The sequence below is a fragment of the Enterobacter sp. BIDMC 29 genome (assembly GCF_019378755.1).
Classification (GTDB): Bacteria; Pseudomonadota; Gammaproteobacteria; order Enterobacterales; family Enterobacteriaceae; genus Enterobacter; species Enterobacter ludwigii.
In genome coordinates this window covers 1,453,472-1,467,189 of record NZ_CP080000.1, presented here as the reverse complement: position 1 = coordinate 1,467,189, position 13,718 = coordinate 1,453,472, and the positions used below count along the sequence as shown (strand labels likewise).

The 13,718-nt window shown below is 52.9% G+C and carries 14 protein-coding genes; 4 read left to right on the top strand and 10 right to left on the bottom strand.

Translation table 11 applies throughout. The features are described 5' to 3' along the window. Positions 1-270: 270 nt before the first annotated feature. A complete protein-coding gene (locus JTA15_RS06600) occupies positions 271-1,890 on the bottom strand; it encodes a mechanosensitive ion channel family protein (RefSeq protein ID WP_219373005.1) in 1,620 nt (539 codons plus the stop codon). Between the two features lie 226 nt (positions 1,891-2,116). On the opposite strand from JTA15_RS06600, the gene JTA15_RS06595 reads away from it, so the two are divergent. Beyond that, the gene (locus JTA15_RS06595) at positions 2,117-2,479 is read left to right on the top strand and encodes a DUF4406 domain-containing protein (protein WP_020884136.1); all 363 of its coding nucleotides are present in this window, start codon (positions 2,117-2,119) and stop codon (positions 2,477-2,479) included. Between the two features lie 60 nt (positions 2,480-2,539). On the opposite strand, the gene JTA15_RS06590 is transcribed toward JTA15_RS06595, so the two are convergent. Further along, complete coding sequence (locus JTA15_RS06590; RefSeq protein WP_020884137.1) at positions 2,540-3,313, bottom strand: DeoR/GlpR family DNA-binding transcription regulator; 774 nt, start codon at positions 3,311-3,313, stop codon at positions 2,540-2,542. An 86-nt stretch (positions 3,314-3,399) separates the two neighbouring features. On the opposite strand from JTA15_RS06590, the gene JTA15_RS06585 reads away from it, so the two are divergent. Together JTA15_RS06585 and tam are read left to right on the top strand one after the other, a co-directional pair. Next, entirely contained in the window at positions 3,400-3,984 is a 585-nt protein-coding gene (locus tag JTA15_RS06585; protein WP_219373004.1) for an NUDIX domain-containing protein, read from the top strand. A gap of 82 nt (positions 3,985-4,066) precedes the next feature. Beyond that, on the top strand, positions 4,067-4,825 hold the full coding sequence (gene tam / locus JTA15_RS06580; RefSeq protein ID WP_044867824.1) for a trans-aconitate 2-methyltransferase: 759 nt from the start codon (positions 4,067-4,069) through the stop codon (positions 4,823-4,825). Between the two features lie 6 nt (positions 4,826-4,831). Here tam and JTA15_RS06575 read toward each other — a convergent pair whose 3' ends face one another. The 5 genes from JTA15_RS06575 to JTA15_RS06555 form a co-directional block, all read right to left on the bottom strand. Then, positions 4,832-6,022 (bottom strand): cytochrome c biogenesis protein/redoxin, encoded by a 1,191-nt coding sequence (locus JTA15_RS06575; RefSeq protein WP_219373003.1) that lies wholly within the window; start codon positions 6,020-6,022, stop codon positions 4,832-4,834. A gap of 137 nt (positions 6,023-6,159) precedes the next feature. Beyond that, positions 6,160-7,458 (bottom strand): ATP-binding protein, encoded by a 1,299-nt coding sequence (locus tag JTA15_RS06570; RefSeq protein WP_219373002.1) that lies wholly within the window; start codon positions 7,456-7,458, stop codon positions 6,160-6,162. After that, on the bottom strand, positions 7,455-8,195 hold the full coding sequence (locus tag JTA15_RS06565; RefSeq protein ID WP_025204193.1) for a response regulator: 741 nt from the start codon (positions 8,193-8,195) through the stop codon (positions 7,455-7,457). The genes JTA15_RS06570 and JTA15_RS06565 overlap by 4 nt, the downstream gene beginning before the upstream one ends. A gap of 44 nt (positions 8,196-8,239) precedes the next feature. Beyond that, complete coding sequence (locus tag JTA15_RS06560) at positions 8,240-9,235, bottom strand: alpha/beta fold hydrolase (RefSeq protein ID WP_032681006.1); 996 nt, start codon at positions 9,233-9,235, stop codon at positions 8,240-8,242. 145 nt (positions 9,236-9,380) lie between these two features. Then, entirely contained in the window at positions 9,381-9,821 is a 441-nt protein-coding gene (locus JTA15_RS06555) for a GNAT family N-acetyltransferase (protein ID WP_151712288.1), read from the bottom strand. Between the two features lie 143 nt (positions 9,822-9,964). Here JTA15_RS06555 and JTA15_RS06550 point away from each other — a divergent pair, with 143 nt between their 5' ends. Continuing rightward, positions 9,965-10,513 (top strand): GNAT family N-acetyltransferase, encoded by a 549-nt coding sequence (locus JTA15_RS06550; protein ID WP_020884145.1) that lies wholly within the window; start codon positions 9,965-9,967, stop codon positions 10,511-10,513. On the opposite strand, the gene JTA15_RS06545 is transcribed toward JTA15_RS06550, so the two are convergent. The 3 genes from JTA15_RS06545 to JTA15_RS06535 all read right to left on the bottom strand — a co-directional run bounded on the left by JTA15_RS06545 (position 10,501) and on the right by JTA15_RS06535 (position 13,714). After that, positions 10,501-11,415, bottom strand: coding sequence for a bestrophin family protein (locus tag JTA15_RS06545; protein WP_014170060.1), 915 nt, complete (start codon positions 11,413-11,415; stop codon positions 10,501-10,503). The genes JTA15_RS06550 and JTA15_RS06545 overlap by 13 nt on opposite strands. Positions 11,416-11,617: 202 nt before the next feature. Further along, on the bottom strand, positions 11,618-13,069 hold the full coding sequence (locus JTA15_RS06540; protein WP_219373001.1) for a tagaturonate reductase: 1,452 nt from the start codon (positions 13,067-13,069) through the stop codon (positions 11,618-11,620). A 117-nt stretch (positions 13,070-13,186) separates the two neighbouring features. Then, positions 13,187-13,714: a GNAT family N-acetyltransferase gene (locus tag JTA15_RS06535; RefSeq protein WP_049022785.1), complete on the bottom strand. Its 528-nt coding sequence runs from the start codon at positions 13,712-13,714 to the stop codon at positions 13,187-13,189. Between the last annotated feature and the right edge of the window lie 4 nt (positions 13,715-13,718).

Sequence of the window (13,718 nt, the reverse complement as noted above, 5' to 3'; positions counted from 1 at the left end):
TAATTTTATGATTTCGATGATAGCAGTGTTAAAACGTTGAGCCAATATCCTGTGGTCAGCCAGAATGGACTGGAATTAGAAAAGGGTAGGATTGCGTAATTAGCATTGCTCAGGAATGGATCATAATAATCAATTTAACATAATATACATTATGCGCACCAACATAGATTAAGGCAGAATCTGGCTTTTTGTGGTCATCCTTGTTCTGGTGTTTGACAGCCTCTAATGCACCTTACCTGCTCCGAATCCTCTAAACCTGCATAGCCATCTTCACTCACGCTGTTTATTCTCTGGCTTCTCTGCCGGCGCTGCATACCAGTTATCTTCCGTCACGACGACCGCACCTTCTGGTTGCATCACAAAGTTTGGCGACATGATTTGTACATTAAACTCGTTAAAGACATCCTGAATATTGCTGTGCAGTTCATTGCGGGCCTCCGCCAGTGATTGCCCGGCACGCAGCTTCACCTGAAGTTCATAAGCAATATACCAGTCCATCAAACTCAATTGTCTTACCAGCGGCTGTTGTGACTGATCGATACATTTCGCCCGTCTGGCGGCTATCTCCAGCATGGCATGAACTTGCCGCCATGGCGTGTCGTATCCGATAGTGATACCTGTCGTCAGGTTCACGCCACCATCTGGATTTTGCGCGCTGAGATTAGTGATTTTGCCGCTAACTACGACAGCATTCGGTACGGTTACAACATAATTCTCCCGCGTAATGATTTTCGTCGCGAGCATACCTATCTCTGTGACCAACCCTTCGTTATCCGCGACCCGAATGATGTCGCCTTTTCTCAAGGCTCGCGAGTAAATCAGTACCAGGCCACTCATGGCATGATTCATCACCCCGGCAGATCCCAGAGTCAACATCAGCCCAAAGAATACACTGATACCTTTAAAGGCCAGTGAATTGGCCCCCGGTAAAAACGGGTATGCTGCAGACAGAGCAAATAACCATACCACCACAGAAATTAACTTCCTCGTCGCGCCGACGGTTTCAGGATGGATCCCGGGAAGGTGTAAACGCCCTGCTTCTACCTGATTTAACAAGACTTTAAGGAGTTTTAGAATGAAGGCTGTGATAAGAAAAATAATCAGGACGATCAAAATGCCCGGCATAGCCGAGACAATGGACAGTGCAATATCCCGCAGAACACGCATGGTCCAGTCACCCAGCGATGCTCCCCAAACGCGCGTCCAGGGAAACAGACTGAATGACCAACTTAGCCAGATATAAAGCCCGAGAATACCCAGAATAATCATCAGCAAAGCATACAAACGAGTCTCAATCGCGCCGACAAACCTGCGCCAGCGTTGTGGAATGATACTGCGGTTCTCAAGAATGCGGCCTCGGTAAAAACGCCTTACTCCACGCCATGACCGCCAGGCACCGTACCAGAAAACAAACAGTGCCAGCAGCCCTGCGGCCGTTTTGCCGGCCGATAATGCCAGCCACCCGGTGTCATATTGATCGCGAAGTGCCGTACGTTGTGCCTCCATTCGGGTCAGCACACGTTGAGCAGCTTCATCAAGCGTCAGGTCGTCACCCTCATCGAGATCGGCTTGTGCCAGTAACATCACCGGCTTGCCGTTCATCACAATCAATCTTCCCGGTTGGTTGTAACGGGTAACCGGAATAATTTTCAGGGGCTCCCGAACATCCTGTTGAGAGAAATTGCGCAGCGTATTTCGAATGCGCAAAACTCGCTCTTCAGGCGTGGTCAGACCGAATTTTGCCTGCAGCATAACTATCGGCTGATGGAAAATATAAACCGTTCTGGCGCGCTCCCGATCTGTCGGCTCCTGGCGCGGCTCTGCGGCTATGCTGAGAAAGGAGATTACCGAGAGCAAGCATGACACTGTAACGAGCAGAATCCTCTTCATTCCCCCCCCCTGAAACGCAAGATTATTGTTATTTTTCAATACGCCCAGAGAATGGCTGATCTCTGCTTTTTGAGCATAGACCAGCTCGACTCTTCTGCAACTGTCTTAAAAAAACCATAATGCACAATATTGCTTGAAATTGCACGAAATTGGCGACTAATATGAAGCCAGAAACAAAAGACGCACAAACGTGCAAACTCATGCATTTTTACTTACTGAGGTTGATATGACACAACAGTTGATTTTAATCGCCGGCCCCTATCGTAGCGGCACCGATGGCGTACAGGCGCGCATTGATGAAAACCTTGCTCGTCTTGAAAATGCGGCGTTAGCCGTCTATCAACGTGGCCACGTTCCGGTTATTGGCGAATGGCTGGCCTTACCGTTGGCAAAAGCGGCTGGCTCGAAATCGATGGGTGATGAAATCAGTGAAGCAATGCTGTATCCCGTCGCGCACCGACTCATTGCGAAATGTGATGCTATCTACCGGATTGCCGGCGCGTCCAAAGGGGCCGATATGGACATTGAGGTGGCGCAAACGCTGGGGCTTAAGATTTACACTGCGCTTGAGGATATCCCTCAGGTTTGATGTTGCCTGCCAGCCTGTCGGCTTACCGACAGGCCGAATCATAAAGGCTTTTCGCGTGGGTTATGCCTTTTCCGGTTCAGAGGTCATCACCACGGAAACCCCCTTTTCTTTTACCGCGTTAATCCAGGCGCTATCGGTATCGTCTTCAACGACAATCGTGTTCACCAGCGACAGATCGCCAATCACAAAAGATGACGCGGTATTGATTTTTTCGGGGGAAGCCAGCACAACCGTTTCGGCGGCTCTGCCGGAAAATGCACGTTTGATACTCGCCTCTTCAAAATCACCGGTCGTCAGGCCCGCATCAGGATGGATGCCAGTCACACCCATAAAGAACAGGTCCGCATGGATTTTTTCGATGCCTTCGATAGCAGCCGCGCCGACCGCAACAATAGAGTGTTTATACAGACGGCCACCGATCAGGATAACCTCAATGGAGGGATGTTCGACAAGTCCCAGCGCAATGCCTGGGCTGTGCGTGACCACGGTTATCTTCAAATCAGGAGGCAGAAACGTAATCAGCTCTGACGTGGTCGTGCCGCCGTCAATGATCACCACCTGGCCGTCAGAAATCAGCTGCGCACCTTTACGGGCGACATTTTTCTTGGCATCCATCTTTACCGATTTACGCTCAGCAAACGGGGCAATGGCCGAGGATGACGGCAGCGCCCCGCCGTGAACACGCTGTAAACGCCCTTCTGCCGCCAGCTCGCGTAAATCACGCCGAATGGTGTCTTCAGACACCGCGAAAAGCGTGCTGAGCGCTTTCGACTGGACCTGACCTTCAGCCTCGAGCTTTTCAAGGATCAATTGTTTTCGCTGCGTTGTGAGCATAAGGAATTCCTGATATTGCACGTTTAATCTTGAAACTGCACGACCATGCTGTTTATGATAATTACTCTACGTAAGGAGGAACAAACGTGCAATCAAAACGTGCAGATGTACGCATCATAGAAAGTGAAACACTGTCTGATAACTGGTACATCCTGAAAAAATATACCTTTGATCTGCAGCGACGCGATGGCGAATGGCAGCGGCAAAATCGCGAAGTTTACGACCGGGGAAACGGAGCCACCATCCTGCTTTATAACCGGGATAAAAAGACGGTGATCCTGACCCGCCAGTTCCGTTTCCCTGTCTTTATTAACGGGCACGAAGATGACCTTATTGAAGCTGCTGCGGGCTTGCTCGATAACATGGATCCGGAAAGCCGGATTAAAGCAGAAGCGGAAGAAGAGACCGGCTATAGCGTTTCCCGCGTTGAGAAAATTTTTGAAGCTTACATGAGCCCGGGCTCCGTCACTGAAAAACTCTATTTTTATCTCGCCGAATACCAGCCGAAAGACAGAACCAGTGAAGGCGGTGGACTCAAAGCGGAGGGTGAGGATATCGACGTACTGGAAATGACGCTGGAAGAGGCACTGTGCGACATTGAAACGGGCAGGATTGTCGACGGGAAAACCATCATGCTGCTTTATCATGTTGCCCTGAAAGGCATTCTGTAATTGCCGCAGGACAGACACCTGCCTCAGTGCAGGTGTCTGCGTGTGCTATTCTTGCTGAAGCATGCACAACGGAGATGCAAAGATGGCCGACTGGAACCCTTCCCTGTACCTGCGATACGGAGCCGAACGTACGCGCCCCGCCGCTGAATTGCTCGCCAGAATTCCCCTGGATGACGTGTCATCCATCGTCGATCTGGGCTGCGGGCCTGGAAACAGTACGGCGCTGTTAAAACATCGCTGGCCTTCAGCGCACGTCACAGGGGTCGATAACTCACCTGCGATGCTCGACGAAGCCCGCAGCGCCTTACCGGATTGCCACTTTGTTGAGGCCGATATCCGCCAGTTTAAGCCCGGCCAGCCGCTGAGCCTGATTTACGCCAATGCCTCGTTGCAGTGGGTGCCCGACCACTACGATCTCCTGCCGCACCTGGTCTCTCTGCTCACGTTAAATGGCGTACTGTCCATTCAGATGCCTGACAACTGGCTTGAGCCCACTCATGTGGCGATGCGCGAAGTTGCCTGGGAGCAAGGCTATCCCGACCGGGGTCGTGAAGCCTTACCCGGCGTGCATGCCTATTACGACATTCTGACAGACGCCGGTTGTGATGTGGATATCTGGCGGACAACCTATTTCCATAAAATGAGCTCACACCAGGCCATCATTGACTGGGTAAGCGCGACCGGTTTACGTCCGTGGCTGCAGGAGCTTAATGAGAGCGAGCAGAAACGTTTTCTCAAGCGCTACCATGAAATGCTGGAAGAGCAGTATCCGCTCCAGGAAAACGGGCAGATACTGCTGGCTTTTCCACGGTTGTTTATCATTGCTCAACGTCAGCCCTGAGCAACGTTATGAGCGGGCCTCTTTAAGCAGCTGCTGGATAACTTTTTCCTGTTCTTCATAGTTACCTTCACCAAAAGAGGTATAACGTAACTGCCCTTTGGCATCGAAATAGTAATGTGCCGGCCAGTACTGGTTCCCGAAGGCGTTCCAGATCTGGTAGTTATTATCCGTCACGACCCGATACGGCAGTTGCCATTTGTTCACCGCGTTTTTCACCGACGAGAGCGGTTTTTCCCACGGATATTCAGGCGTATGCACACCGATGACCACCAGACCCTGGGACTGATATCGCGTGGCCCAGTCGCGGACATGCGGGAGCGTATGCTGGCAGTTGATGCAGTCCCAGGTCCAGAAATCAATCAGGACGACTTTACCCCGCAAAGATTCAGACGTGACAGGGTCACCATTAACCCATCCGGTTCCGCCACTTAACGAAGGCAACTGACTGCTGGGTTCGGTCATTACGACCGGCTGCAGTTTTACTGGCGCAGTGGCGGGCTTCGCCAGGGTCAACAGCGTCGTTTCAAGACGGTCTGCCACCCCATTTGCACCTTTCAGCACCGAGTTCATCCCCGTGGCGTTGAACGCCACAGCCGCTAACATCACCACGCCCGCCCCCTTGCGCAACCTTTCCATCAGCGCTGATTTGGCCCGCAGCGGTGTCATCAGTTTCCGACCGCCGGCCATAAGCAGGCCCAACATAAGCGCACATCCGCTGCCATACGCCGCCAACAGCGCGCCGGTGGTGATGGCCGAATGATCCGCAATATTGATACTGAAAATAGCCCCAAGGATCGGTCCGGCACAAGGAGACCAGAGCAGACCGACGGCAAGTCCGGCCAGGAAAGCGGAAAACATTCCGCGCGTTTGTCCGCTGCGGGTATTGAGGATATTGCCCGCGCTGACCGCAGGCCCGGCTATACGCTGGGCGAAGGACGGGAAAATCAAGGCCAGCGCGGCTGTAGCCAGAATAATGAGTGCCAGCCAGCGCCCTATTATCGTGGCATCCGTGATCCATTCGCTGGCAACCGTGACAACCATCGCCACCACGGTAAACATCACGATCATCCCTGCCAGCAGAGCCAGGATATGTCTTCGCTGCCCCTGAAAACCGGCAAACAGAAGAGGTATCACCGGGAGCGTACATGGACTGAGCAGGCTTATCATCCCGCCCAGAAACGCGATTATCAAAAACATAAAAACCTCACATTACAGATGGCCTGCGACGCTGCAGTGAGGGTATTTCATCGTACGGATGTGTTTGGGATGTGTGCAAAACGGGACGATTTGTCTGCTCTCGTATCGGTCACGCAACCGGATACAAAACCGTACAATTAGCGACGCGGCAGCGTTACCGTGACCTTCAGCCCGCCTTCAGGAAGATTTGCCAGCCGCAGTTTCCCGTCAAGCTGCGCGGTCAGCTGCGCGGCAATCGCCAGCCCCAGGCCGGTTCCGCCGGTATCACGGTTACGCGATGTTTCTACCCGATAAAAAGGCTGTAATACCGCGTCGAGTTCAGCCTCGGGTATCCCCGGCCCGCTGTCCAGAATATGGATAGCAATGTGTCCGGCTGAAGAATCATCAATCTCAATAACGGCATAACCACCAAACTTAAGCGCGTTATCCAGGAGGTTGGTCATCACCCGGCGAAGCGCCTGCGGCCGAGTCACTATCGGCAGGCGGGCGTCGTTTGCCTGAAACTGCACGTTTTTACCAATGTCCTGATAATCACAGGCAATGCTGTTTACCCAGGCATTGAGCTCCAGCTTTAGTGAGGTCTCTTCCAGGGATTCTGATGACCGGGCATAGGCAATCCCCTCCCGCACCAGGCGGGTCATGTTATCGAGGTCGTTCAATAACTTGTCGCGTAACTCGGGTTGATCGGCCATCTCGACGCGCAATTTCATGCGCGTGATGGGCGTCTGCAGGTCGTGAGAAATGGATGCCAGGATCTGCGCGCGTTCGCGGAGATAGGATTGAATGCGCGCCTGCATCGCGTTAAAGGCATGCGCGGCTCTTTGCACTTCTACCGGCCCCTTCTCCGTCATTGGTGTGTTTGCCGCCGGATCCAGCGCGTCAACCGCACGGGTAAACTGTGAGAAAGGCCGAATCACCTGACGCACGGCGATCCAGGCACAGGCCGCAAGCAGCAGCAGCTGCAATACCAGCACGACAGGTAACCAGCTGGCGACCGGCGGCATGCGTGGTGTCAGATCGATGGTCAACGGTGCCCCATCACGTAAGGTGAGATGTGCCTGAATATGGGAAATGGGACCGGGAACGGCGGTAAACGTGAGCGGGTAGTCAGCCGTAAGGGTCTCTTTTAGCGTTCGAATGGCATCGCGTGAACGCTTATCCTCAGGCAGCGCGCCCGGTTCTCCAGGCCCGAGAATATAGCGATAGTTACCGCGCTCCAGCCGCGGCAGCCAGGCCGCCCGCTCCTGAGCGGGAAGTCGGTCAAGAATGGCCACGCTAGTGGCTACATCGTTTTCCAGATTACCCAGCATTACGGTGCGGGCGCTGTGCATGCGTTCAACCATCACCAGCGTCAGGCTGAGAGTATTGGCCAGTAAGAGTCCAGCCAGCACGATGACCAACAGCCGGGACAGCAACGAGCGTGGCCAAAGCGTCATTCATTGGCCTCTTTTATGGTCACCGGCATTGTAAAGACATAGCCTTCACTGCGCACGGTCTTGATATAGGCCGGCGTGCGGGCGTCTTCATTCAGACGCTGACGCACCCGGCTCACCAGCAGATCAATCGATCGTTCAAAGAGCTCGGCATCGCGCCCCTGGGTCAGATTTAGCAGTTGATCCCGGGTCAGGACACGCTGAGGGTGATCGAGGAACACGCGCAGCAGACGATATTCCGCTCCGCTGAGCGCCACTACCATCCCTTCACTGTCGATTAAATGACGGGCCACGGTGTCCAGTTGCCATTCTCCGAACGTGACCAGTCGCCCGGCTTCCGTCACCTGTAAATTGGGGGGCATTGTGCGGAAACGACGTAAAATGGCTTTGATCCGCGCGAGTAACTCGCGTGCAACAAAAGGCTTCACGACATAATCGTCTGCCCCCATCTCCAGCCCCAGGATCCGGTCTGTTTCCTCGTTACGCGCCGTGAGCATCAGAATGGGCAAGTCTTTATGTTTACCGCTTCGGAGCTGACGACACAGCGTTAATCCGTCATCGCCGGGCATCATGACATCCAGCACCACAAGATCGATATGCTGTTTATCAAGCACAACTCGCATCTCTTTGCCATTTGCCGCGCCAGAGGCGCGATATCCGGACTTAACGAGGTAATCGACAATCAGCTCACGAATATCCCTGTCGTCATCGACGACAAGGATATGATCAATATGCTCCACAGAAATCTCCAGACTGAAGGGTAACGTATTGAAAATAGCACATTTCAGAGTTTATCTGCGTCCACAACTGCGTTGACGAAATCCTGCGGATCTTCCTGCGGAGGATTGTGACCTACGGTTTTGCCAAAGGTACGGTGTTCATACTTACCGGTGAATTTCCCGGCGTAGGCCTGTGGAGCAGGATGTGGCGCCCCGTTGTTTCCGCCTTCAATGGTGATCGTCGGGACGGTAATATTCGGAAGCGTTGCCAGTTTTTGCTCATAACTGTCGTATTTGCGCTCCCCTTTTTCCAGCCCTAAACGCCAGCGATAGTTACTGAGCGTCACCGCGACATGGTCCGGGTTATCAAGGGATTTTGCACTGGCGTTAAACGTTGCATCGCTAAATTTCCAGTCAGGTGATGCCTGCGACCAGATCAAACGGGCGAAGTCATGGGTGTTTTTGGCGTAGCCTTCAGCACCACGTTCGGTGGCGAAATAGAACTGATACCACCACTGAACTTCTGCTTTCGGCGGTAAGGGTTGTTTGCCAATCTGCTGGCTGCTGATCAGGTATCCACTGACGGAGACCAGCGATTTAACGCGTTCTGGCCACAGCGCCGCGACGATGTCCGCCGTACGGGCACCCCAGTCGTATCCGGCAAAAACGGCCTGCTTGATGTTCAGGGCATCCATCAGGTTCACAACGTCTTTCGCCATGGCCGAAGGCTGGCCGTTACGCGGCGTTTTGTCTGAGAGGAAACGGGTAGTTCCGTAGCCACGCAGAGAAGGCACAATCACCCGATATCCTTTGGCAGCCAGCGCGGGAGCAACTTGCGCATAACTATGAATATCGTAAGGCCAGCCGTGTAATAAAATGATCGGTTGGCCATCTTTCGGGCCGATGTCGACATAACCGACGTTAAGGTCGCCGGCGTTAATCTGCTGAGGATGATCAAACGCCGTCGTGAAATCAGTACCGGTTGCTTCGGCCTGACAGGACATGACGGTACCAAGAGAAACGGTTAATGCGAGAGTTGAGTATGCGAGTTTGCTGAACATGTTGTTATCTCCGATTGAGTACGATTCACGGGTATATAACAACATCGGTTTGTATAGCGGATATGTGCGAATGGGCCTTTATTGCAAGCCTGTGTATGCATCAGAGGCGTTGATACAATGTGATACAAACACAGGTCATTGCGTCTTAAAGCGAGACGCGATAACGAACGTAATCGTCGGCTTCGCCATATTGGTCGTAGAGTTTACGTGCCGGGTTGTTCTGCCGCGTGACCCAGTAAAGTTTCGACCACCCTTCGCGCTTGCCTTCGTCCATCAGGGCGTCAATGAGCGCTTTTCCGGTCCCTGCTCCCCGTTGGCTGGCAGCAACAAACAGGTCTTCCAGATAACAAACGGGCGCTGTCGACCAGGTTCCTTCGTGCAAAATACATATGGCGAAGCCGATGACGTTGCCGTCGCTTTCCGCAACCCGGCAAAATATCGATGATCGCTCGTCGAGCGCCCTTTGCCATGTCGCGGCGGTCACGGACTCATCGAGGACACAGTCATAAAAATGGGTGTAGCCGTCCCACAGCGGACGCCACTGGGAATAATCTTCTGCGCGTAAAGCTCTTACCGTAACAGCCATATATTCCTCATATTACAAATCGAAAGCCTTTTAAAAGCAGTTATTGGTAGTAAAGAATTCCAGCACACCGAAAAAGAATGTGATAGAGATGAAAATACCAGAAGGTGAACAAAAACATAACGCTTAAACAGGGAGAACCACGGATGACAATACCGACGCTAACGACAGACCGCCTGTTACTCATTCCCCTGGTCGCGGAAGATGCCGTCCAGATACAGCGGCTTTATCCACGCTGGGAAATCGTTCGCTATATGGTCTCCTCAGTGCCCTGGCCCTACCCGGATAATGGCGCGGAGTATTATGTTAATAACGTTGCGCTGCCGGATATGGAAAAAGGCATTGCCTGGTTCTGGAGTATTCGACGTCGCGAGGCGCCGGATGAGCTGATGGGGATTATCTGCCTGTACGATGTTGAAGATAATAACCGTGGGTTCTGGCTGGCGCCGGAGTTTCAGGGTAAGGGATACATGCGTGAGGCCAGTATTGCGGCGACGGATTATTGGTTTAACACCCTGAACAAGCCGGTGTTGCGTGCGCCAAAAGCGGCTGCTAACAGCCGCTCCCGTCGTATTTCAGACAGTAGCGGCATGCGGCTTATCAGGACAGAAAAGAAAGCGTACGTCAGTGGCATGCTGGATTCCGAACTGTGGGAAATCACCCGTGACGAATGGAATGCCCGTCAGGTCAGTTGATAATATTTATCCGGTAACAGTCTTTCGGGGATCTCTTCTTCATCGTTCATCTGCAACAGGTCACGTTCCATCATGTTGCAGATGGCGTCCAGCGGCAGGTCGTTATCTTCGGTACCAAACGGGTCTTCCAGCTCTTCCGCCAGCGTATCCAGCGAGATAAAGGTGTAAGAAATCAGCGCCGACACAAAAGGCGTCATGTAGTGCAGATCGACGACCAGCGCGAACGGCAGCATGATGCAGAACAGATACACCGTACGATGAAGGATCAGCGTGTAAGCAAACGGTACGGGTGTCGTCAAAATACGCTCGCAACCCGACAGGACGATGGACATGTCGTTCAGCCGGTTGTTGAGACTGTGGAACAGGATATCTGAGAGCTCGCCATTGCGGCGCCTGACGGCAAGCCACTCCCCCATGATCAGTAAAATACGGTTCGCCGGCGAGTTGGCGTTCATCACCTTGCGTAAATCATCTTCCGGAAGATAACGGGAAAGTTGTTCGGCGTTCGTTTCCCGGCGAAGGGTCATGCGCAAACAGTTGGCAAAGGCAATCTGCAGTCGAACAAACTCGCCGAGATGTTTATCGTCCGGCAGGGTGTTTTTTACCTCGCGAAACAGAGAGCGTGCCGCTATCATCAGTTGCCCCCAAAGCTGGCGCGCCTCAACGTAGCGGGAATAGCAGGCGTTGTTTCGGAAACCGAGAAAGATAGCGATCGCCACACCGAGAATGCTAAATGGCGCAACGGTAAATTTGATGCCAAGGGACGTGTACCACGGCAGCATCAGGATCACGGCGATAGAAAGCAGGAAGTTGAGTAGCAAGCGGGTATAGATTTTTGGCAGTACCGAGCCATGCCAGACAAAGATGAGTTGTAACCAGTGCTGTTTAGGACGAACAATCATAGTGAGTTTCAGGAAAGAAAAAGAGCGTGGCTATTAAACGTGATCCCCCTCACGGTTGCAAGCATGTTAATAAAACATTGAATTTTCTGACCTGGCTAGCCTAAACCGCACGGTGCCAGAGGTGTTTTTTAAAAACAGAGCAAATAGTATGTTGTAACTAATAAGATCCCCATTAAAACCCGGCCGAAGCCGGGCAACGGTGTTAGCAGAGCGGTTTAACGGCCGCACGTATTCCTTGAAGCAGAATAGCATCCAGATCCCGCGTAACCTGCTCGACCAGGCCGTTAACCTGCGTAAGATCTTGCTCCCAGTGTTCACTCACGCTCAGTACCGATTTTACCAGTTGGCGGGTAGTGATCTGGCGATCGTGATGCTGTGTCCACAGCTGCTGGAAACGCGCCAGCCAGTGCGCGTCGTCCTGTACCGGGTAACTTTCCCCGTTACGCTCCCCGCGATAAAACGCAATCAGTGCCGCTAAAGCAAACGTCAGTCGCGCAGGCAATGACCCGGTTGCTTTCTGCCCTGCCAGCAGCTGCGGCAGAATGCGGGTGCGGAACTTGGTCATCCCGTTGAGGGCAATCGACAGCAGCTGATGCCGGATGTAAGGGTTACGGAAACGGCCCGTTACCGCACTGGCGAACGATTCCAGCTCATCACGCGGCAAATCCAGTACCGGAATAATTTCCTCATAGATAGCTTTTTCGACAAAAGCACACACGTCAGCATCGTTCATCGCCTCACCTACCGTGTCCAGCCCGGCCTGGAAGGCTACCGGTACCAGCGCCGTGTGCGCACCGTTCAGAATGGCGACTTTACGCTCTTTGTAGGGCCGGATGTCATCTACGATCAATACGTTGAGCGGGAACTTATCAAGACGCAGTTCGCTGGCAAGGGAGTCAGGGCCCTGAATCACAAACAGATAGAAGTGTTCGGCGGTATCCAGGAACCCGTCCTGATAACCCAGTTCAGTCTGCAGAGCGGCCACTTCGTCACGCGGGTAACCCGTTACAATGCGGTCAACCAGGGTCGAGCAGAAACAGTTGGCATCGTTCAACCATTCAGTAAAGGCCGTCGGCAGCGCCCACTCCTGCGCGTAGCGCAGCACCAGTTCCCGCAGCGCATCCCCGTTGTAGTCAATCAGTTCACACGGAATGATGACCCAGCCTTTGTCTGGCGCACCGTTAAAATGACTGAAACGTTCGAAGAGCAATCGCGTCAGTTTCGCCGGGTAGCTGACGGCAGGCGCATCTTCAAAGGTGTCGCCCGCGTGATAACCGATCCCCGCTTCCGTGGTATTCGAGAACACAAAGCGCATCTCCGGGTTATGAGCCAGCCTGAGGAACGCATCGTATTCGTTATAAACGTTGATTTCGCGGTTAACGGAACGGATAAGGCGCGCATCGCTCACCGCATCGCCCTTCTCGTTCAGGCCGCGAATGATCGTGGTATACAGTCCATCCTGCGTATTCAGCGACGGCGGAAAATCACTTTGAATGGGACGAACGACCACCACACCGGCGTTGAGATCGGTATGTTCGTTTAACAGGTCGATTTGCCAGTCGATAAACGCCCGCAGGAAATTGCCTTCACCAAACTGAATGATACGTTCCGGATAGTGTGGACCGGGAAAATCATGACGGTTAAGTGTGTTCACAATGGGTTCCTTTTATAATTAGTCATACAGCCTGATAAGATTGGTACGATAACTTATCAAAACTTTACGACCGGGAACCCTGTTTTGATCAATTCATGATGGAGTTGTGAAAAATAATTATAAGAACTTATAGAACACGGAGGTGGCGGTCATCGCGCCATCCGGCATCAATGCATAGCGCGGGATCTCCCCCACTTTTTGCCAGCCAGCACGCTGGTAGAACGTCTCGGCACCGCTGCCGGTGGACGTATCCAGTACCAGGACCGAAATGCCTCTGGCTCTGGCCTGAACTTCAAGTTCTTCCATCAGGGCCATTGCCGCCCCTTTACGGCGCGCTTTTTCATGGACCAGCAGTTTTGCCACATCCGCGCGATGCGGCTGATTCTCCGGCTGTTCGGTGATCAACTGTACCGTGCCGATAACGCCGTCCTGCGGATCGATACTGGCCAGCACAAGACGTTCATTCCGTCCCACGCTCTCAGCAATACCGCGCCAGAAAGCACGTGCTTTTTCCGGGCTAAAGGGCAACATAAAACTGACGGATGCGCCGCCGTTAACGCAGTTTTCGAGGATCGCGGACAACGCATCGAGGTGGGTGAGGATCTCTTCCCGGGTGAGTTTTTTGATGTGCAGTGAGGTATTCATTGTT

Bases quoted from the DNA above. Each gene is read 5' to 3' on its own strand.
- JTA15_RS06560 (WP_032681006.1), bottom strand. From the start codon at position 9,235: ATGTTCAGCAAACTCGCATACTCAACTCTCGCATTAACCGTTTCTCTT.
- JTA15_RS06555 (WP_151712288.1), bottom strand. From the start codon at position 9,821: ATGGCTGTTACGGTAAGAGCTTTACGCGCAGAAGATTATTCCCAGTGG.
- JTA15_RS06600 (WP_219373005.1), bottom strand. From the start codon at position 1,890: ATGAAGAGGATTCTGCTCGTTACAGTGTCATGCTTGCTCTCGGTAATC.
- JTA15_RS06550 (WP_020884145.1), top strand. From the start codon at position 9,965: ATGACAATACCGACGCTAACGACAGACCGCCTGTTACTCATTCCCCTG.
- tam (WP_044867824.1), top strand. From the start codon at position 4,067: ATGGCCGACTGGAACCCTTCCCTGTACCTGCGATACGGAGCCGAACGT.
- JTA15_RS06535 (WP_049022785.1), bottom strand. From the start codon at position 13,714: ATGAATACCTCACTGCACATCAAAAAACTCACCCGGGAAGAGATCCTC.
- JTA15_RS06575 (WP_219373003.1), bottom strand. From the start codon at position 6,022: ATGTTTTTGATAATCGCGTTTCTGGGCGGGATGATAAGCCTGCTCAGT.
- JTA15_RS06590 (WP_020884137.1), bottom strand. From the start codon at position 3,313: ATGCTCACAACGCAGCGAAAACAATTGATCCTTGAAAAGCTCGAGGCT.
- JTA15_RS06570 (WP_219373002.1), bottom strand. From the start codon at position 7,458: ATGACGCTTTGGCCACGCTCGTTGCTGTCCCGGCTGTTGGTCATCGTG.
- JTA15_RS06595 (WP_020884136.1), top strand. From the start codon at position 2,117: ATGACACAACAGTTGATTTTAATCGCCGGCCCCTATCGTAGCGGCACC.
- JTA15_RS06545 (WP_014170060.1), bottom strand. From the start codon at position 11,415: ATGATTGTTCGTCCTAAACAGCACTGGTTACAACTCATCTTTGTCTGG.